17 protein-coding genes and 3 tRNA genes are annotated in these 19,310 nt (G+C 68.1%); 11 read left to right on the plus strand and 9 right to left on the minus strand.

Translation table 11 applies throughout. The features are described from left to right. Nucleotides 1-222: 222 nt before the first annotated feature. Nucleotides 223-1,395 (plus strand): helix-turn-helix domain-containing protein, encoded by a 1,173-nt coding sequence (locus tag CRP45_RS18930; RefSeq protein ID WP_097246218.1) that lies wholly within the window; start codon nt 223-225, stop codon nt 1,393-1,395. A 130-nt stretch (nt 1,396-1,525) separates the two neighbouring features. On the opposite strand, the gene CRP45_RS18935 is transcribed toward CRP45_RS18930, so the two are convergent. The 3 genes from CRP45_RS18935 to CRP45_RS18945 all read right to left on the minus strand — a co-directional run bounded on the left by CRP45_RS18935 (nt 1,526) and on the right by CRP45_RS18945 (nt 2,532). Continuing rightward, nucleotides 1,526-1,598: transfer RNA gene (locus CRP45_RS18935), tRNA-Arg, on the minus strand. Between the two features lie 36 nt (nt 1,599-1,634). After that, a tRNA-Ser gene (locus CRP45_RS18940) sits at nt 1,635-1,724 on the minus strand. Nucleotides 1,725-1,815: 91 nt separating this feature from the next. Continuing rightward, the gene (locus tag CRP45_RS18945) at nt 1,816-2,532 is read right to left on the minus strand and encodes a dienelactone hydrolase family protein (RefSeq protein WP_097246632.1); all 717 of its coding nucleotides are present in this window, start codon (nt 2,530-2,532) and stop codon (nt 1,816-1,818) included. A gap of 217 nt (nt 2,533-2,749) precedes the next feature. On the opposite strand from CRP45_RS18945, the gene hisC reads away from it, so the two are divergent. Then, nucleotides 2,750-3,826, plus strand: coding sequence for a histidinol-phosphate transaminase (gene hisC, locus CRP45_RS18950; protein WP_097246219.1), 1,077 nt, complete (start codon nt 2,750-2,752; stop codon nt 3,824-3,826). A 184-nt stretch (nt 3,827-4,010) separates the two neighbouring features. Here hisC and CRP45_RS18955 read toward each other — a convergent pair whose 3' ends face one another. Continuing rightward, nucleotides 4,011-5,063 (minus strand): alpha/beta hydrolase, encoded by a 1,053-nt coding sequence (locus CRP45_RS18955; protein ID WP_097246633.1) that lies wholly within the window; start codon nt 5,061-5,063, stop codon nt 4,011-4,013. A gap of 464 nt (nt 5,064-5,527) precedes the next feature. Here CRP45_RS18955 and CRP45_RS18960 point away from each other — a divergent pair, with 464 nt between their 5' ends. Next, complete coding sequence (locus CRP45_RS18960; protein WP_372508045.1) at nt 5,528-6,616, plus strand: nitric oxide synthase oxygenase; 1,089 nt, start codon at nt 5,528-5,530, stop codon at nt 6,614-6,616. A gap of 129 nt (nt 6,617-6,745) precedes the next feature. Beyond that, nucleotides 6,746-7,582 carry a phosphatase PAP2 family protein gene (locus tag CRP45_RS18965; protein WP_097246221.1) on the plus strand — a complete coding sequence of 279 codons (837 nt, stop codon included), beginning with the start codon at nt 6,746-6,748 and terminating at the stop codon, nt 7,580-7,582. On the opposite strand, the gene CRP45_RS18970 is transcribed toward CRP45_RS18965, so the two are convergent. From CRP45_RS18970 to CRP45_RS18985, 4 genes are all read right to left on the minus strand, one after another. Beyond that, nucleotides 7,579-8,520 (minus strand): RDD family protein, encoded by a 942-nt coding sequence (locus CRP45_RS18970; protein ID WP_179830927.1) that lies wholly within the window; start codon nt 8,518-8,520, stop codon nt 7,579-7,581. The genes CRP45_RS18965 and CRP45_RS18970 overlap by 4 nt on opposite strands. A gap of 77 nt (nt 8,521-8,597) precedes the next feature. After that, nucleotides 8,598-8,685 (minus strand) — tRNA-Ser (locus CRP45_RS18975). 24 nt (nt 8,686-8,709) lie between these two features. After that, nucleotides 8,710-9,120, minus strand: a complete 411-nt coding sequence (locus tag CRP45_RS18980) for a MarR family winged helix-turn-helix transcriptional regulator (protein WP_084483304.1) — start codon at nt 9,118-9,120, stop codon at nt 8,710-8,712. Nucleotides 9,121-9,243: 123 nt separating this feature from the next. Continuing rightward, nucleotides 9,244-10,419, minus strand: a complete 1,176-nt coding sequence (locus CRP45_RS18985) for an alpha-hydroxy-acid oxidizing protein (RefSeq protein ID WP_097246223.1) — start codon at nt 10,417-10,419, stop codon at nt 9,244-9,246. 398 nt (nt 10,420-10,817) lie between these two features. On the opposite strand from CRP45_RS18985, the gene CRP45_RS18990 reads away from it, so the two are divergent. Next, on the plus strand, nt 10,818-11,828 hold the full coding sequence (locus CRP45_RS18990) for a zinc-binding dehydrogenase (protein WP_097246224.1): 1,011 nt from the start codon (nt 10,818-10,820) through the stop codon (nt 11,826-11,828). Nucleotides 11,829-11,835: 7 nt separating this feature from the next. Here CRP45_RS18990 and CRP45_RS18995 read toward each other — a convergent pair whose 3' ends face one another. After that, nucleotides 11,836-13,038 (minus strand): cysteine desulfurase-like protein, encoded by a 1,203-nt coding sequence (locus CRP45_RS18995; RefSeq protein WP_067789854.1) that lies wholly within the window; start codon nt 13,036-13,038, stop codon nt 11,836-11,838. A gap of 291 nt (nt 13,039-13,329) precedes the next feature. Here CRP45_RS18995 and CRP45_RS19000 point away from each other — a divergent pair, with 291 nt between their 5' ends. The 6 genes from CRP45_RS19000 (at nt 13,330) to CRP45_RS19025 (ending at nt 19,207) form a co-directional block, all read left to right on the plus strand. Beyond that, nucleotides 13,330-13,932, plus strand: a complete 603-nt coding sequence (locus CRP45_RS19000) for a bacterial proteasome activator family protein (RefSeq protein WP_097246225.1) — start codon at nt 13,330-13,332, stop codon at nt 13,930-13,932. A gap of 252 nt (nt 13,933-14,184) precedes the next feature. After that, complete coding sequence (gene wzm / locus CRP45_RS19005) at nt 14,185-15,021, plus strand: galactan export ABC transporter permease subunit Wzm/RfbD (RefSeq protein WP_067789851.1); 837 nt, start codon at nt 14,185-14,187, stop codon at nt 15,019-15,021. Nucleotides 15,022-15,032: 11 nt separating this feature from the next. Continuing rightward, entirely contained in the window at nt 15,033-15,884 is an 852-nt protein-coding gene (gene wzt / locus CRP45_RS19010) for a galactan export ABC transporter ATP-binding subunit Wzt/RfbE (protein ID WP_067789612.1), read from the plus strand. Further along, the gene (glfT1, locus tag CRP45_RS19015; RefSeq protein ID WP_245910233.1) at nt 15,881-16,876 is read left to right on the plus strand and encodes a galactofuranosyltransferase GlfT1; all 996 of its coding nucleotides are present in this window, start codon (nt 15,881-15,883) and stop codon (nt 16,874-16,876) included. The genes wzt and glfT1 overlap by 4 nt, the downstream gene beginning before the upstream one ends. A gap of 244 nt (nt 16,877-17,120) precedes the next feature. Further along, on the plus strand, nt 17,121-18,167 hold the full coding sequence (gene rsgA / locus CRP45_RS19020; protein ID WP_097246636.1) for a ribosome small subunit-dependent GTPase A: 1,047 nt from the start codon (nt 17,121-17,123) through the stop codon (nt 18,165-18,167). A gap of 188 nt (nt 18,168-18,355) precedes the next feature. Beyond that, nucleotides 18,356-19,207 carry an SDR family oxidoreductase gene (locus CRP45_RS19025; protein ID WP_067786674.1) on the plus strand — a complete coding sequence of 284 codons (852 nt, stop codon included), beginning with the start codon at nt 18,356-18,358 and terminating at the stop codon, nt 19,205-19,207. The last annotated feature ends 103 nt before the right edge of the window (nt 19,208-19,310 follow it).

A 19,310-nucleotide genomic window follows, 5' to 3' on the forward strand; every position in this document is an offset into this window, starting at 1 on the left:
CGACCCCCTTCCTGTGCGCGGGCATCCCCTTCGTCCTCCCTGTCGTTGGTTTGCCCCCGCGTCGAGGAGTCCAGCTCGACCCGACGCGAGGGTTGCCAATAGGGTGACGGCCATCACTGGCGGCGAGTGCCAGTCGAGTAACAGAACCGGATCCGGTTACCACTGACTCGGTAGTCTCGGACGTGAACCAATGTGAACGCCTCGAGCTACGGAGGTCCCCCGGTGGCAACTACCGGTGACCGAATCGCCAGCCTTCGCAAACTTGCCGGTCTCAAGCAAATACAGCTCGCACAGCGAGCCAGATACAGCGTCTCCATGGTCCGCGCGGTCGAACAGAACCGCGAGCCGGCGTCACCGGCGTTCATCGCTGCGGTCGCGTCCGTGCTGGGAGTCGAGCCCGAGCATCTGACTGGTGCCCCGTACTACGACATCATCGAAGAAGACGGCCCGCTCGACGGATTGGCCGAGCTGCGTGCGGTGCTCGCCGAAGGGCCGTACGTGCGCGCCATCGAACCGCCGTCGCTGGCTGAACTCGCCACCGACATGGCCGTTGTGGACACCGCGTACCGCAACGACAAGGGCCGCGTCGCGCTCGCACGACTCCCGGTGCTGTTGCGCCAGCTCTACGGCGCTCTCCACGCCTCGAGCGGCGACGACCGGGGCAAGGTGTTCTCGCTGCTGTCGGCCGCGTACGTGACCGCTGAGCGGCTGTGCCGACGCTTCGGGTTCGTGAATCTGGCCCCGACCGTGCTGGACCGGCTCGAATGGGCCGCTGCCGCCGCTGACGATCCGCTGTATACAGCTCAAGCGAAGATCAAGCGCGCGCGAATCCTGATGTACCACAACGCGAATGACACCGGCTTGCAACTGGTCGATGACGCGCTGGACATCATCGAGGGCGACGACGAAGCCGCGAACGCTGTTCGCGGGTACGGGCACCTGTGCGGCGCGATCGTCGCGGCGCGTGGGCTCCGCCCCGACACAGCCGCCGAGCACATCGAGGACGCGCGCCGCCTCGCCCGCGCGATGCCAGGTGAGTCCGATCTGTACGGCACCCTCTTCGGCCCCGGGAACGTTGGCATCCACGCGTGCGCGGTCGCGCTGGAATCCGGCGACCCAGACCGGGCCGCCCGCGAAGGTTCGGCCTTGGTTCTGCCCACCGAAATCGCGCCTCCTCGCGCGGGCCACCACTGGCAGGACGTGGCGCGCGCCTGGGTACTGGTCGGCCAACCTGACAAGGCATTGCGTGCACTTGGTGCCGCCCGCGCGGTCGCACCGCAGCAGACACGACTGCATCCATCAGTGCGGGAGACGCTATACGCCATCGCGTCGGCCGAACGCCGCAGAACCGATAGCCTGTCGAACTTCGCATCCTGGATCGGCGTACCCCTGTAACCCGGCTGTTGCGTTCGGGGTCAGAGGCTGCGATCGTCCGCCACGAGCCCAGGGGTGTGACACAAACCATGCGACTGCGCCTCGCCTACTAATGCGAAAGCCCCCGCCGATCGGCGGGGGCTTCGCGATGTGCGCCCGGAGAGACTCGAACTCCCAACCTTCTGATCCGTAGTCAGATGCTCTATCCGTTGAGCTACGGGCGCATAGCTGTGTTCAGTTGTTACCCGGCGGACCGGGTGTGGCGGAGGCGAGAGGATTTGAACCTCCGGTCCCCGTGAAGGGACAACTCATTAGCAGTGAGTCCCATTCGGCCGCTCTGGCACGCCTCCTGGAGCCTTCTCTTCGAGGGCACCGGTCCTTTCGAACCGCCGAGCATGAAGGTTACATGACCCAACGACCAGATAACAAAACGCCTGGTTATCAGCGTAAGTTGCTGTCGAACCAGTCGAAGATCCTGGTTTGGGAAGCGATGGCTGTGGTGTTGTCGTCGTCATCGGCGCCGGGGTTGTCGGCACGGTGGTGCAGACCCGGGTAGGTGACCACGAGGCTGGCGACGGAGGCGCGGGCGGCGGCGTCGCGGAGCCGGTCGACGTCGGCGGGCGGGGTGTTCGGGTCGTCGGAGCCGAACAGACCGAGCCAGGGGGCCTGGAGGTTGGGGGCGACGCGCACGAGCGCCTCGGCCTCGTCGGTGAGCGGTTCGGTGATACCCGCGGCGGCGATGCTGACCGCGGCGCCGATCGGGCGGTTGGTGGCGACCAGGAAGGCGGCGGTGCCCGCGTGGTCGAAGCCGAGCACGCCGATGCAGTCGGGGAAGACGCCGCGCCTGGTCAGCCAGTCGAAGCAGGCGTCGAAATCGTCGAAGAGCTCGTCGCCGAAGACCTCGTGTTCGGGCTCGTCACCGTTGGCCCGGTGGAACAGATTGGGCGCGACGACCGTCCATCCCTCGATCGCCAGCGCACGCATGAACTCCAGCAGTGCGCCGCTGAACTCCCGGGATTCGTGCAACACCACGATTCCGCCGCGCGAGTTGCCCTCCGGTTCGATCACGGTGATGGGCACCCGGCTGCCTTCGGTGGGGCGCTGCTCGAGGTCGTCGCCACCGCGTAGCGGGGCGATATCGTCATAAATGCCCGACATGAAACCAGCGTAGGGCGAGCCGCTGATCTTCGCGAGAATTTGCACGTGAGCAGCCATTACCCGCAACTTTTCCGGTACGGAAGCCGCGATTCCGGCTCGGTGAAAATCGGGAACGGACGTACCCTCGGCACCACCGTTCACGCAGACCTCCGAATCCGTTCCGACCGTGCGCAGGCTAGGGACGGACTCCGTCCAGCAGCCCATTTAGGGTGGAGGGGTGACAGCGCGCATCCGCCCCGACCTCTCCGCCATCCCGGCCTACACCCCCGGCCGCAGCCACCCGGGCGCGGTCAAGCTGGCCAGCAACGAGACCACCCTGCCGCCGCTCCCCGCGGCCGCCAAGGCGATCGCCGAGGCCGCGGAGCTCGCGCACCGGTACCCCGACAACCAGGCGGCCGAACTGCGCGCAGCGCTCGCCGAGTTCCTCGGGGTCACGCCGGCGCACGTGGCGGTGGGCTGCGGCAGCGTGGCGCTGTGCCAGGAACTGGTTCAGATCACCTGCGCCACACCCACCGACGAGGTGCTGTTCGCCTGGCGCTCGTTCGAGGCGTATCCGATCGTCACCCAGGTGGGCAACGCGACGGCCGTGCAGGTCCCGTTGACGCCGGAGCTGACGCACGACCTGGACGCGATGGCGGCCGCGGTGACCGAGCGCACCCGGCTGATCTTCGTCTGCAACCCGAACAACCCGACCGGCACCGCGCACGGCCGCGAGGCGCTGATCCGCTTCCTGGACGCGGTCCCCTCGGACGTCCTCGTCGTGCTGGACGAGGCGTACTACGAGTACCTGCGCCTCACACCGCAGGACCGTCCGGACGGCGTCGAGCTGGGCCGCACCCGGCCGAATGTGGTTGTGCTGCGCACCTTCTCGAAGGCGTACGGTCTCGCGGGCCTGCGGGTCGGCTACGCGGTCGGCGATCCGGAGGTGATCGCGGCGCTGATGAAGGTGCACATCCCGTTCAGCGTGAACCGGGTGGCCCAGGCCGCCGCGATCGCCTCGCTGGAGGCGCGCCACGAGCTGCTCGACCGCACCGACGCGGTGGTTCTGGAGCGCGACCGGATGCGGGCGGCGCTGCTCGCGGCGGGCTACTCGGTGCCGCCGAGCGAGACGAACTTCGTCTGGCTGCCGCTCGGCGCGCGCAGCGTCGAGTTCGGCGAGGCGAGCGCGGAAGCGGGCGTGCTTGTGCGGCCGTACGGCACCGACGGCGTGCGGGTCACCGTCGGCGACTCGCACGAGAACGACCAGTTCCTCGCGTTCGCCACCGATCCCGAGGTCCTGTCCCGCTTCGTCTGAGAGTGCCGATTCGGCGAACTTCGGCGCGGGAGGACGCCGAACGGGCTAACGTGCGCGGCCAGCCGTTGCGTGGGAAGGTCTTCGAGTGGAGTCGCACGACCGGCGGCTCCCCCACGACCCGCCCAACCCGTAGACCGCGATCAACAAAAGCGACCGGGCTGCCGTTCGTCGGCCAGGCGCTCGGTCAGCGGATCGCGGGATAGATCGTCGGCCAGGACGCGGCGAGCTCGTCCCCCCAGTACGGCCACGAATGCGTGCCCGTGGCACGGAAATTCGCGGTGACCGGGATCCGCAGCGAGGTGAACCGATCGACCAGCCTGCGCGTGCAGGCGTTGGTCGCCGCCTCCAGCGGTCCGCCGAACGCGACGGTGCTGACCAGGTCCGGGTTGCCCGGCGCGTCGTACTTGCCAGGAAGGCCACTGCCGACGGACAAGTAGATCGCCTTGCCGCGCAAGGCTTCCGCGTGCAGCAGCACGTCGTGCGCGAGCCAGTCCGGGTCGTTCGCTTCACCGAACATGTTGTCCGGCTCGCCCTGATAGGTGGCCACCACGGCGCGCGCGTGGGCCTGGCCCATATCGGTGCCCGTGGAGAAGCAGCCGCTGTGCGCGGCCACCGCGCGGTACAGCTCCGGCCTGCGGAAGGCGAGCATCATCGCGGCCTCGGCGCCCATCGAGACGCCCATGATCGCGTTGCGCCCGTTGCCATCGAACTCCGCGTCGATGAGCGGCGGAAGTTCCCTGGTCAGGAAGGTCTCCCACCGGTTGGTGCCGAGCACCGGGTCGGGACGCTGCCAGTCGGTGTAGAAGCTGGCCGGGCCGCCGACGGTGAGCACCACGTTCACGTCTTTGTCTTCGAAGAACCGGTCGGCCTTGCCGAGCTCGATCCAATTGTTGGTGTCGGCTTCGGCGCTGCGCCCGTCCAGCATGTAAACCGTTGGCCTGCTGCGGCTCTGGTCACGCGGCAGCAGCACCTGCACCTGCACGGTGCGGCTCATCGAGGGCGAGTTCACGAACACGCGCACCCGGCGGTCGGTGATCGGTTCGATCCGCTCGATCGAGGGCGCGACGGGTGGCGCCGTGGTCGGCTCGGCCGGGGCGGGCCCATCGGAGGAGCCGGTGCTCGGCTTGTCGGGCGCGGCGAACGAGACAGGCGCACCGGCGCCGACCGCACCGACCAACAATGCGGCGCTCATGGCGACCACTGCGAGCCGTCGCCGCGCCCAACGCCGAGACAGCATGTCTGCCATGGTGCCAGACCGTGGGCCGCGATCTCGACTTCCGATCCGCATTCGAATGATTTGTGACGAGCACCACTTTCGCGATTCGGGCGTTCACGATTGTTTCGAATTCGGGCACACCGCCAGCACACCGGCCTTACGCTCCCTCTCGGGCGATTCTTCAGGCGTCGATGGGGACCGCGATGACCGTACACAGCCGTGACCCCGGCAGAGGTCGGCCTTCGGCGCGCCCGCGTCCACACCGTCCGATCGGTTTTCCGGCAACGCAGAGGCTAATTCGACGGATCCTGCTAACGCCGGACCGCGCGCCACCGACCAGACGGGTGTGTCCGACGCGCCACGCGCGCGAATTCTCTGCTCGATCGTTGTGTCCGTCTGTTTGCCGCAGTTCCTGATGCCCGACCGGAGAAAAGATCGTGAACCACGTGTTACCCGCTCGACCGCTCGAAAACACCGCCGACACCGTGCCTTTCGATTCGGCACTTGCGCGTCGCCTGCGCGAATGCGACGACTTCTACCGGCAACCCGAACTCGCCCACCTCTGCGCACAGCGCCGCCGCACCGCACTCGAACAGCTGCGCCAGACCGGCACCTACGTGCAGACCGCCGAGGAAATCCTGATCGGCGCCAAGCTGGCCTGGCGCAACCACGCCCGCTGCGTCGGCCGAAAGCATTGGCGCTCATTGAAACTGCTCGACGCGCGGCGGGTGCGTTCGGCGCGCGACCTGGCCGAGGTGTGCTGGCAGCACCTACACATGGCGACCAACGGTGGCGCGGTGCAGTCCATGATCACCGTCGGTCCGCCGCGTCAGAGCGACGGGCGCGAGTACCGCATCGTCAGCCCGCAGTTGCTGCGCTACGCGGGCTACCGCAACGGCGACGGGACGGTCACCGGCGACGCGGCCAATGTCTCGATCACCGAGTTCGCCAGGAAGCTCGGCTGGCGCGGCGCGGGCACGCCGTTCGACATCCTGCCGGTGCTGATCAGTACGCCCGACGAACCGATCAGGTGGTTCGACGTGCCGAGGGAGCTGGCGCGCGAGGTGCACATCGAGCATCCCGATTTCGACTGGTTCGCCGGACTCGGCCTGAAATGGCATGCGGTACCGGCTGTTTCCAACATGAATCTGGAGATCGGCGGCATGATCTACCCGTTCGCGCCGTTCAACGGCTGGTACGTCGGCGCCGAGATCGGCGCGCGCAATCTCAGCGACACCAACCGCTACAACATGCTCCCGCTGATCGCCGACATGATGGGCCTGGACACCTCGCATCCGCGCACGCTTTGGCGCGACCAAGCCCTCGTCGAACTGAATCGCGCTGTGCTGCACAGTTATCGCAAGGCGGGCGTGCACATCGTCGACCACCACACCGTCGCGAAACAGTTCTGTGACCACGTGGAGAAGGAGAAGGCCGCGGGTCGCACCTGCCCCACCGACTGGACCTGGATCAATCCGCCGATCTCGTCCGGACTCACGCCCACTTTCCACCGCTACTTCGACCCGCCCGACGACGACCTGCGCCCCAATTTCGTCCGCCGCGAAACACACTGAGCCCGACCGCCTGTTCCTCGGGTCACAGACCGGTTTGCCAACGGGCAGACGCTGTTACGGTAAACGGAGTATGCACCTCCGGTTAAACGTCTCGGGCGTTTTGTTCAATGGCGAAGGAGGCCACGGGCGATGGTGGCTGTCGGTTTCCCTGGTCCGGGGCTGGAACTCGGGGTTTCGGTTGCCGGAACGTTCGAACGAGTGCGGGCGGCGGTGCACGGTCGCGGCGGAGAGGCGATCCGGCAGCTGGCGCTGATCACCGTGCTGTACCTCGGTTATCGGTTCGGTCGGCTGATCACGGCGGACGACACCGCGCGCGCCTACGGCAACGCGCACGATCTCCTCGGTGTCGAAAGCCGACTGGGGATGCTGGCGGAGACCACGGTGCAGGCGCCGTTCCTGCGCTGGGATCTGCTGGCCGTCTCGGCCAACTTCTATTACGCGACAGCGCATTTCACCGTCGCCGTCGGAGTGCTGCTGTGGCTGTGGGTCTTCCGTCCCCGGCACTATCGGCTGACGCGCAACCTCATGGTCGGGTTGACCGGCGCGGGACTGCTGCTGCACGTCCTGTTGCCGCTCGCGCCGCCGCGCATGCTGCCCGAACGCGGATTCGTCGACCTAGCGGCCCTGCACGGCCAATCCGTCTACGGCCCAAGCCATGCCGATGGCATGTCGAACCAGTTCGCCGCCATGCCGTCACTCCACGTCGGCTGGGCACTGCTACTCGCCGTCGCCGTGGTGGCCGCGACCCGCACCCGCTGGCGCTGGCTCGCCCTCGCCCACCCCGCCCTCACCACCGTCATCGTGATCGGCACCGGCAACCACTACTGGCTCGACGCCATCATCGCGGTGCTCCTGCTGGCCGGTACCGCGGTGCTACACCGCATGATCCTGCCCGCGGCGGCCGCCTGGGAACCGTTGACACAGACCCGGTCGAAGGCCCGCGACACATCGCCGATCCCGAGCTAGCCGCCTGAGGCCACCTCGGGCAGGGTAACCGCAGGGCTGTGGAGGTCGCGGCGGCGAACCACGACAAGCCCGATGAAAGTCACGTAGAGGTCACCTCTGGAGCGGATATCGGCGGGAAGACTGTTGCCCATGCCGATCACGTCTCGGAACTTGGGGCGCATCCCGTCACCGCCGCGGATCTGAGCAAGGCCGCACCCGAGTTGGCCGAGAGTGGATCCGATCCAGGCGGGGAGCGCCACCAGCTGGAGGGGCATGAGGGTCCAGAAGAAGATCACGGCGGCGAGCTCGGGGTCGACGTCGAGGTGAAGTGCCACCGCTGCGCCCGCGACGGGAGTTATGACCATGATCAGGACGATGTCGGCGACGGTGGAGATGGCTTTGCGCAGATCGCGCGGGGACGGATAGCGCGGATCTCCTTCGGCGCCATGATATTCCGGCGCGCTGGGTTGCTTGGTCGCGTACTGGTCGGGGTGCGTCGCGCGATCGGCTCGGTAGGCAATGAGGTCACGTCGCCGGACTACTACGAGATGGGGTGCGAGGGCGTGTATGCCGCGGATCCGGAATGGCATGGTCGGGCGGCGGACGATGGCTCGGGCGATGTCGCGGATGCGCGGGCGCGCCGCGTCACCGCAGCGAACGGTGGTCAGCCCGCAGATCAACTGGCCGACGCTGGCCCCGACGATGCTCGGAAGCAGAAAGTACTGAGCGAATGCCAGGAACAGGATGGCGGCGTAGCCGCCGAACATCACGACGGTCGAGCCGAGGCCGAACACACCGAACAGCAGCCACATCACGCCGGCGACCGCGACGAGTATCAACAGCAGGTCGGCGACGTTGGCGACAATACTGCGGAGCCGACGCGGCGACGGGAACCACGGATCCCCCTCGGCTCCAAGATATTCCGCTGCATCGCTGCGCGTTCCCCCTCCGAAACTCACCGCGAAATCATGGCACACGACCGCTGGGCGGAGTCATCCATCGAGGCCTGCGAAGGGGTCGTCGCCTGCGGATGAACTGGCGGAGACGGAGGGATTTGAACCCCCGGTCGCTCTCGCGACGCTCGCTTTCAAGGCGAGTGCATTCGGCCGCTCTGCCACGTCTCCAGGCCCACGATCCTAACGGACGGCTCAATCGGCTCGCTCGCCGATTGTTTTGTCGACGCGGGCGAACACCTCGCCGATGACCGCGAGGTGTTCGGGGGCGAGCAGGTCGATGAAGTCGGTGCGGACGGCTTCGACGTGGCCGGGGGCGGCCGCTTCGAGGCGGCGCATGCCCTCGTCGGTGAGCTCGGCGACGACGCCGCGGCCGTCCTCCTCGCAGGTGTTCCTGCGCACCATGTCCTGCGCCTCCATGCGCCGGATCTGGTGGGTCAGCCTGCTGCGGGAGGAGAGCACACCGTCGGCGAGCTCGCTCATGCGTAGCGAGCGGCCAGGCGCCTCGGAGAGCAGCACCAGGATTCGGTATTCGGCGAGACTGAGATCGCTGTCGCGCTGCAACTGCTTGTTCAGCGCCGTCATCAGCCGCTGATGGCCGTCCATGTAGGCGCGCCACGATTGCTGCTCCGTCGGGCTCAGCCAGCGGGGCTCGGCCGTGCGACCGCTCGGTTCGGGATCCACGGACTTATTCTAAACGGCCCTGAACTGGGCAAACCCCGGTTCTGTTCACCGGACGGCGGCGATCGTGCCGCGATTCAGGTCGGCGACGTTCGCGCATCCGGAGAGCCCGAGCGCGGAGTCCAGGTCGGCGAGCAGCAGCCGCAGCGCGTGCCGGGCGCCGTCGCGACCCGCGATGCCGAGACCGTAGGCGTACGGCCGCCCGTACAGCACCGCCTTGGCGCCGAGCGCCAGCGCGATCAGCACGTCGGAGCCGCTGCGCACACCGGAGTCGAACAGCACGTCGGCGCGGTCGCCGACGGACGCGACGACCGCGGGCAGCGCGTCGAGCGCCGCGATCGAGCCGTCCACCTGGCGGCCGCCGTGGTTGCTGACCACCACCGCGTCGGCGCCCGCGTCCACCACGAGGCGCGCGTCGTCGGGATGCAGGATGCCCTTCACCGCGATCGGCAGATCGGTCCATTCGCGCAGGTGCGCCAGGTCGGCGGCGCGCAGATTGTGGTTGCCGAACAGCCCGACCCAGGTGAGGATCGCGATCCGCATGGCGTCCTCGCTCTCCTCGGGCGGCGTCGGCAGCTTCGCGCGGAACACCGGGTCGGACAGATAGTTGGCGATGCCCTTGCCGTGCAGGAACGGCAGGTGCGCGAGTTCCAGATCCTGCGGCCGCCAGCCGAGGGTGGGGGTGTCGACGGTGACCACGATGGCCTTCGCTCCGGCGCGCTCGGCCCGCTGCACGAAGGACCGCGCCAGCTCGGGATCGTTCGGCCAGTAGAGCTGGTACCACCATTCGCCCGCGACCGCGCCGACCTCCTCGATGGTGGACGACGCCGCGGTGGACAGCACCGACCCGATCCCGAGTTCCTTGGTGACCTCGGCGACGATCACCTCGCCGCCCTCGTGCATCAACTCCAGAACGCCGATCGGCGCGGTCAGCACGGGCGCGGCCAGCCGGGTGCCGAGCACCTCGACGGAGAGATCGCGCGCGCCGGGGCCGGTGGTGCCGCGCAGCATGCGGGGGATGATCCGGTACTTGTCGAAGGCGGCGCGGTTGGCCGCCGCGGTGCGTTCCGCCGACGCGCTGCCCGCGACGTAGGCGTATTCGGCAGGTCCTAGGACTTCCTTCGCGCGTCTTTCCAAACCCGCGGCGGTCATGGGCAATTCGGGCACGATGCCGCCCAATCCGCCCAGGTAGATCTCGTTCTGGAAGTCGATGAAACTGCTCACGCGGGGAACGCTAGTCCGTTGCGGGCGTTCCCGCAGGCGGGGGCAGGTGTGCCGGCCGAAAAAGTGGTTCTCTGAGTGAGTGCCTACCAACGGAAGACACGACCTGCTCGTGCGCCAGCCACGCACAAGCGCACCCCCAGAACGGGTTGCGAGAACCCGGTTGTGCCGCCTACTCGCCGAACCGACGGCATCGCCAACCACACGAATGCGCCGCTCACGCGCCGACCGAGAACTTACGAACCAGCGGCGGCCTCGGCTCAGCGCCCGTGGCATGAATCGCCACGACGACCAGCCTTTCGACTTGTAGCGCTCGCGAACCCGCGGTGGCCGCTGAGTCGGCCGTCCGCGGAGTCCTGGGTCGCGCGGTGGCCGGGCGGTCGGCGGGGCAGTATGGGGTGATGCGTGCGATCGAGTTGACCGAATTCGGCGGACCGGAAGTACTCACCTGGGGCAAGGCCGCCGACCCGGCGCCTGCTCACGGCGAGGTGCTGATCGATGTGGTGGCCGCGGGGGTGAACCGCGCGGATCTGCTCCAGCGTCAAGGCAGGTACAACCCGCCGGCGGGCGCCAGCGAGATCATCGGCCTGGAGTGCTCGGGCGTCGTCGCCGAGGTCGGCGAGGGCGTGCGGGACTGGCGGGTCGGCGACCGGGTGTGCGCGCTGCTGTCCGGCGGCGGCTATGCCGAGCGCGTGGTCGTCCCCGCGGGTCAGGTCCTTCCGGTGCCGGACGGCTTGGACCTCGCCGCGGCGGCGGCGCTTCCCGAGGCTGCGGCGACGGTGTGGTCGAACCTCGTCATGACGGCCGGTCTGCACGCTGGTCAGCTGGTGCTGATCCACGGCGGCGGCAGCGGCATCGGCACGCACGCCATTCAGCTGGCCGTGCACAAGGGCGCGCGGGTAGCGGTCACCGCCGGTTCGGCCGAGAAGCTGGCGCGCTGCGCGGAACTCGGCGCGAGCGTGCTGATCAACTATCGCGAGGACGATTTCGTCGCCGCGGTCCGCGCCGAGCAATCCGGCGCGAACGGGCCTGGCGCCGACATCATCCTCGACAACATGGGCGCGGCCTACCTGTCCCGCAATGTCGAGGCGCTGGCCAAGCACGGCCACCTGGTGGTGATCGGCATGCAGGGCGGGGTGAAGGGCGAGCTCAACCTCGGTGCGCTGCTGTCGAAATGGGGCTCGGTGCACGCCACCAACGTTCGCAACCGCCCGGCCACCGGTGTGGGAAGCAAGGCCGAGATCATCGCCGAAGTGCGCAGGCACGTCTGGCCGCTGATCGCCGACGGCACCATCGTGCCGGTGGTCCACGCCGAACTGCCGATCGCGGAGGCCGCCGAGGCGCACCGGATGCTGGACGCCGCCGACACCTTCGGCAAGGTCGTCCTTCGGGTCCGCGAGGACGCGAGCTGAGTCCGGCTCACTCCAGCGCGGCGAGCGCGCGGCCGAGCTGGTCGATCTCGAATTTGGTTGTGTAGGGCGCGAGTCCGACGGTCACGGCGCCGCCCTCGTCGTTGACGCCGAGCGCGTCGAGCAGCCTGCTTCCGCCGTGCACGCCGCTGAGCGTGCCGATGCGGGCGTCGGCCAGTTTGGCGGCGATCTTCTCCGCCTGCATCCCGGCCATGGTGAAGCTGACGGTCGGGATGCGGGTCGAGGCGCGGCCGATCACGGTCAGGTTCGGGATCTTGTCCAGCACGTCCATCAGGTGCTCGAACAGCTGGTCGTGGTAGTCCTGCAGCGAGGTGATGGAGATTTCCAGCCGCTCGCGGCGGGTGCCCGTGGCCCGCTCGTCGAGACCGGCCAAGAAGTCGATGGACGTGGTGAGCCCGGCGAGCAGCGCGTACTGGTGCCCGCCGACCTCGAGCCGCTCGGCGCCTTTCGCGTACGGATTCAACGACATCGACGGAATCCGGTCCAGGAAGGCGGGATCTCGGAACACCAGCGCGCCGATCTGCGGCCCGCCCCACGCGGGCGCGCTCAGTGCGACCACGTCGGCGTTCAGTTCGTCGATATCGATGAGCGCGTACGGCGCCGCGCCGAACGCGTCGGCGACGAGCAGACCGCCCACCTCGTGCACGCGGTCGGCCGCCACCCGCACTGCGGGCGCGGAGCCGACGATGGGCGAGGCCGCGGTCAACGCGACCAGTCGGGCCGTCGGCCCGATCAGCTCCTCGAACTGCCAGGACGGCATCTCGCATGTCTCGATCTCGACCTCGGCCCAGCGCACGTGCGCGCCGTAGCGATTGGCGATCCGCAGCCATGGCGCGACGTTGGCCTCGTCGTCCAAGCGGGACAGCACGATCCCGGTGCCGAGGCCGAGCCGGGAGCTGAGCGACTCCGCGAGCCAGGCGAGCAGCACCGCCCGATCCGGGCCGAGCACGACGCCCGCCGGATCGCCGCCGACCAGGTCGGCGACGGCCTCGCGGGCGGCATCGAGAATGGCCGCGCTGCGCACCGCGGCGCCGTTGCGGCCGATATGGGAGAACGACGACGTGCGGAAACCCGTTGACACGGCACGAGATACCGAGTCGGGGACAAGCATGCCCGCCTGCGGATCGAGATGGATCCAGCCGTCGCCCAGGGACGGTATCAGGCCCCGAACCCTCGCGACGTCGTAAGTCATGTTGGCCACTCTAAGGGCAGCGGGCGAGGCTGCGTAACCGCCTTCCCCTCCCCGGTCGCTCGCGAACGCGACGGCGAGGGACCCCGCCCGGACCGGCCATCGGCACCCGGCCGCGGCTTCGAGGGCGCCGCGGAGCTGGGCATTCGAATCAGCATGGCAACCGACTTTCAGCAAAATCCGAACCACACGACCCGCACAGAATAGTCGGCCCCGCCCTGCCGCGGCACCGACCCGCCTGGTCCGTTCAGCCCCGTTTAGCGCCTTCGACGAGGACGCGACATGATAGGGAACATGACGCATTCGGATGAGGCACCCGATTCCATCGTCGTGGTCGGACCCGACGGGCAGCCGCTGGTCATCCCGGCCGACGCGGGCACCCCGCTGACCGGACAGGTGGTCACCGACAGCGACAAGAAGAACGACGGCTCGAACGACCGCGAGGACTCGGGCGAATCACTCGCCGACATGGTGGAACAGCCCGCCAAGGTCATGCGTATCGGCACCATGATCAAGCAGCTGCTCGAGGAGGTGCGCGCGGCTCCGCTCGACGACGCGAGCCGCACCCGGCTCAGGGAGATCCACAAGTCCTCGGTGCGCGAGCTCGAGCAGGGTCTCGCGCCGGAGCTGCGCGACGAGCTCGAGCGGCTGACCTTGCCGTTCACCGACGACGCCGTCCCGTCCGACGCCGAGCTGCGGATCGCCCAAGCCCAGCTGGTCGGCTGGCTGGAGGGCCTGTTCCACGGCATCCAGACCGCGCTGTTCGCCCAGCAGATGGCCGCCCGCGCGCAGCTCGAGCAGATGCGCCAGGGCGCGCTGCCGCCCGGCATCCACACCGCCGACCCGCGCGGCGGGCGCGGCGACCAGGCGATGGGCGGTTCCGGCCAGTATCTGTAACCCCGCCTTGCGGGTGACGAGTTTCGCGCGCCCCGCGTGTACCAGCGGACCCGGTGCGAGGATGCAGGGGTAGGGTCGAGCACCGTGCCCGCCGCTGCCGCTCGCCCCGACTCCGATGAGAGTTCGGCGCGTCCTGAAGAGAGCCCAGTGCGTTCAGATGACAGCTTGCGTTCAGACAGTCCCGAGACGACCGACGAGGGTCCGGTGAGTGCCGAGAGCACCGCGCCGGCGCAGCCGGGCGGAGCCGAGGCGATGCCGCCGCTGGTCTCCGACTCGCAGACCTTCCGGCGCGCGATCAAGGACATGCGCGACGGCTTCGGGCAGCGCGAACTATGGCTCTCGCTCGGCTGGCAGGACATCAAGCAGCGCTACCGGCGCTCGGTGCTCGGCCCGTTCTGGATCACCATCGCGACCGGCGTGCAGGCGGCCGCGATGGGTGTCCTGTACGCGACGCTGCTCGATCAACCGCTTCGCGAATACCTGCCGTACGTGACCGTCGGTTTGATCGTCTGGAATGTGATCCAGGCGAGCATTCTCGAGGGCTCGGAGGTGTTCATCGCCAACGAGGGCTTGATCAAACAGCTTCCGTCCGCGCTGAGCGTGCACGTCTACCGGTTGGTGTGGCGGCAGTTGCTGTTCTTCGCCCACAACATGGTCATCTACGCGGTGCTGCTCGGCGCGTTCGGTATATGGGAGAACCTGCGCTGGTCGAGCCTGCTCGCGATACCCGCGATCGGCTTGATCTTCCTCAACTCGATGTGGGTGTCGATCGTGTTCGGCATCTTCAGCACCCGCTACCGCGATATCGCGCCGATTCTCAGCAGCACCACGCTGATGCTCTTCGTGCTGACGCCGGTCATGTGGACGACCAAGACCTTGGAAGAGCAGATCGGCGGCGCGAGCGATCGGGCCCGGCTGGTGGAGATCATCCCGACCTTCCACTACCTGGAGATCGTGCGCGCTCCCTTGCTCGGTGAGCCGCAGGAGGCGCGGCACTGGGTGATCGTCGGAGCGATCACCGTGGTGGGCTGGATCGTCGCCGCCTTCGCCATGAAGCAGTACCGTTCGCGCGTACCGTACTGGGTATAGGAGCCGCTGCGATGAGCCGTGTGAGTATCGAAACCCGTCAGGCGTGGGTCGAGTTCCCGATCTTCGACGCCAAATCGCGGTCTCTGAAAAAGGCGTTCCTCGGCAAGGCGGGCGGCGCGATCGGGCGCAACCAGTCCGACGTGGTGGTGGTCGAAGCGCTGCGCGACATCTCGCTGTCGCTGAAGGAGGGCGACCGGGTCGGACTGGTCGGCCACAACGGCGCCGGGAAATCCACGTTGCTGCGGCTGCTTTCGGGCATCTACGAACCGTCGCGGGGCAGCGCGCGCATTCGCGGGCGGGTGGCGCCGGTGTTCGATCTCGGCGTCGGCATGGACCCGGAGATCTCCGGTTACGAGAACATCATCATTCGCGGGCTCTTCCTCGGACAGACCCGCAAGCAGATGCTTTCCAAGATCGACGAGATCGCCGAGTTCACCGAGCTCGGCGAATATCTGCAGATGCCGTTGCGCACCTATTCGACCGGTATGCGGGTGCGGCTGGCGATGGGCGTCGTCACCTCCATCGACCCGGAGATTCTGCTGCTCGACGAGGGCATCGGCGCGGTCGACGCGGAATTCATGAAAAAAGCGCGGCTGCGGTTACAGGAACTCGTGGCACGTTCTGGCATCCTGGTGTTCGCCAGCCATTCCAATGAATTCCTCGCTCAACTCTGCGATTCCGCGCTGTGGATCGATCACGGACAGATCCGTTTGCGCGGCGGCATCGAAGAGGTGGTGCGCGCCTACGAGGGTCCGGACGCCGGAAACCATGTCGCGACCGTGCTGAAGGAAATGGCAGCGGAGCGGGCGGCGACCGAAAAGACCGAGGACAGCGCACGAGAACTGGAGCGGAACAACGCATGAACGAGCCGACCGGGCAGAACGCCCCGATCAGCGCTGGGGCCGACGCCCCGGTCGACTCGGCCGCGCCGGAGGTGGTCTACACGCCCACCGACACCGGGCCGGACGCCCGCATCATCGCCGTCGTGGTCACCCACAAGCGCCGTGAGCTGCTCGCCGAATCGCTGAAGGTCGTCGCCTCGCAGTCGCGGCCGGTCGATCACCTGATCGTGATCGACAACGGCAACGAGCCCGAGGTCGCCGAACTGGTGCAGCAGCAGCCGGTCGAGACGACCTACCTCGGCTCGGCCCACAACCTCGGCGGCGCGGGTGGTTTCGCGCTCGGCATCCTGCACGCGCTGTCCCAGGGCGCGGACTGGGTGTGGCTGGCCGACGACGACGGCAGGCCCGAGGGCGCCGAGGTGCTCGCCACCCTGCTGGACTGCGCGAAGCGGCACGGCCTCGCCGAGGTCTCCCCCGTGGTCTGCGACATCGACGACCCGGACCGGCTCGCCTTCCCGCTGCGCCGCGGCGTGGTGTGGCGGCGGCTGCGCTCCGAACTCGGCGACGAGGACTTCCTGCCGGGCATCGCGTCGCTGTTCAACGGCGCGCTCATCGCCACGAAGGCGGTCGACCTGATCGGCGTGCCGGACCTACGCCTTTTCGTGCGCGGCGACGAGGTCGAGGTGCACCGCCGGCTAGTCCGCTCCGGCCTACCCTTCGGCACCTGCTTGCAGACGGCCTACCTGCATCCCAACGGCGCCGCCGAGTTCAAGCCGATCCTCGGCGGCCGGATGCACACCCAGTACCCCGACGATCCGGTGAAGCGCTACTTCACCTACCGCAACCGCGGCTACCTGATGGCTCAGCCCGGTATGCGAAAGCTGTTGCCGCAGGAGTGGATTCGATTCTCCTGGTTCTTCCTCGTCACCCGTCGCGATCCCGCGGGGCTGAAGGAGTGGTTCCATTTGCGCTCGCTCGGGCGGAACGAGCAGTTCGGGAAGCCGGAGAAGTAGGGCGATCCCGGCAAAGAACGAGCCGCGATAAATCGGTTGCGGGGGTGCGGCGGGGTCTGGCAGGGTTTCGGGGAGTTGGCGGTTCGAGACGGAAGTGGGGAGGTGGAGATCGTGACGACGAACGTTCGGGTTGTCGTGCCCGTGTGCGCCGCGCTGACGCGCGCCGCCGCACCGCACTCCACCTCTGTTTCCTCTCGCTGAACCCCGAGTCGGGTTCGGCGCCCGACGAATGGATTCTCCCATCATGGTCGACTACGACCTGCTCGTTCCTTACGGCTGGACGGAAGCCGTAGCCAGTGAATACGCCGCGCTCATCGACGACGGGTGCGTGCCCGCGCGGGTGATCCGGATGGATCGCAGCGAATGCGATGTGGCGACGCCGGAAGGGTGGGCACGCGCGAAGTGCCCGCGCTCGGATGCCGAGCCGAGCGGCTTGTGCACCGGTGACTGGGTCAGCCTCGACGCGCAACGCAACGTGTGCGCGCTGCTGCCGCGCCGCTCCGCGATCGTGCGCTCAACGGCCTCGCGGCGGTCCGAGGGCCAAGTGCTCGCCGCCAATGTGGACACCGTGCTGGTCTGCACGGCCGCGGACGGCGATGTCGACCTCGGCCGGATCGAACGGATGCTCGCCCTGGCCTGGGAGAGCAACGCGCAACCGGTCGTCGTGCTCACCAAAGCCGATGCGGCCGAAGAGGTTCCGATCGACGCGGTGCAGGCCGTGGCACCCGGCGCTACGGTGCTCGCGGTCAGCGCGACCAGCGGATACGGCATCGATGTGCTCACCGCCGTGCTCGACGGCACTGTCGCGCTGATCGGCCCGTCCGGCGCGGGCAAGTCGACGCTGGCCAACGCGCTGCTCGGCGCGGAAGTGTTCGCCACCAACGCCGTTCGCGCGGTGGACAAGAAGGGCAGGCACACCACCGTGCACCGGGAGCTGCGCCCGCTGCCCAACGGCGGAACGCTGATCGACACTCCCGGTCTGCGCGGCATCGGCCTGTGGGATGCCGCCGAAGGGATCGAGAAGACCTTCAGCGACATCGAAACCTTCGCCGCGCGATGCCGTTTCGGCGACTGCTCGCACGAGGGCGAACCCGGCTGCGCGGTGCGCGAGGCCATCGAGACCGGCGCGCTCACCCAGCGCCGGTTCGACAGCTATCGCAAGCTCGCCAAGGAGAACGCGTGGATGGAGGCCAGGGCCGACAAGCGGCTGCAGGCCGAACGCGAGCGCGCTTGGCGCGGCATCCGCAAGCAGCAGCGGCAGATGTACCGGGAACGCGGTTCTCGGCGCTGATCGAGTTGGCGAGACCCGCCGAGCCCACCCGGTTGCTCGACGGGTCACCCCTTCTCCGACTGGGACGCGTCACCGCTCGGACCTCATCCCTATGCAACTGGTTGCATAGGGCGCTGCGATACGCTTAGCCTGCAAGACGTGGCGTCGCGGGCGCGTCTCGTCCGCGGCACGAACGACAGGAGCAGGTCATGACGGAACCGGGTTCGAAGCCGCTGGCGGGCAAGACGTTGATCATGTCGGGCGGCAGCCGCGGCATCGGTCTGGAGATCGCCAAGCGCGCCGCGGCCGACGGCGCCAACATCACGCTGATCGCGAAGACCGACCAGCCGCATCCCAAGCTCCCCGGCACGATCCACACCGCGGCGGCGGAGCTCGAGGAGGCGGGCGGGCAGGTGCTGCCGTTCGTCGGCGACGTGCGCATCGACGAGTCGGTGGCCGAAGCGGTTCGCCAGACCGTCGAACGCTTCGGCGGCATCGACATCGTGGTGAACAACGCCTCGGCGATCGACCTGTCCAACACCGACGCCCTGTCGATGAAGAAGTACGACCTGATGCAGGACATCAACTGCCGAGGCAGCTTCCTGCTGTCCAAGCTGAGCCTGCCGTACCTGCGCGAGTCGGCCAAGGCCGGGCGCAACCCGCACATCCTGACCCTCTCCCCGCCGCTGAACCTGGACCCGAAGTGGGCGGGCGCCTCGCTCGGCTACACCATCGCCAAGTACGGCATGTCGCTCACCACCCTCGGCCTCGCCGAAGAGCTGAAAAACGACGGCATCGGCGTGAACTCGCTGTGGCCGCGCACCACCATCGCCACCGCCGCGGTCCGCAACCTGCTCGGTGGCGACCAGATGATCGCCACGTCCCGCACCCCCGACATCTACGCCGACTCCGCCTACCTGGTCCTCACCTCCCCCGCCGAGAAGACCACCGGCAACTTCTTCATCGACGACGAAGTCCTCGCCGCCCACGGCATCACCGACCTCGACAAGTACCGCGTCGTCCCCGGCGACGCCGAACTCACCACCGACCTCTTCCTCTAGAAGTCACGCCGACTAAAGGTGACCTTCAGCGGCCCCGGCGAGGTCGAGGTCACCTTCAGTCGGAAGACCCGGTGGGCCCATTCGCCGATCGAAGGTGGCCTTC

Origin of the sequence: Nocardia amikacinitolerans (assembly GCF_900215415.1) — a bacterium.
GTDB lineage: Bacteria > Actinomycetota > Actinomycetes > Mycobacteriales > Mycobacteriaceae > Nocardia > Nocardia amikacinitolerans.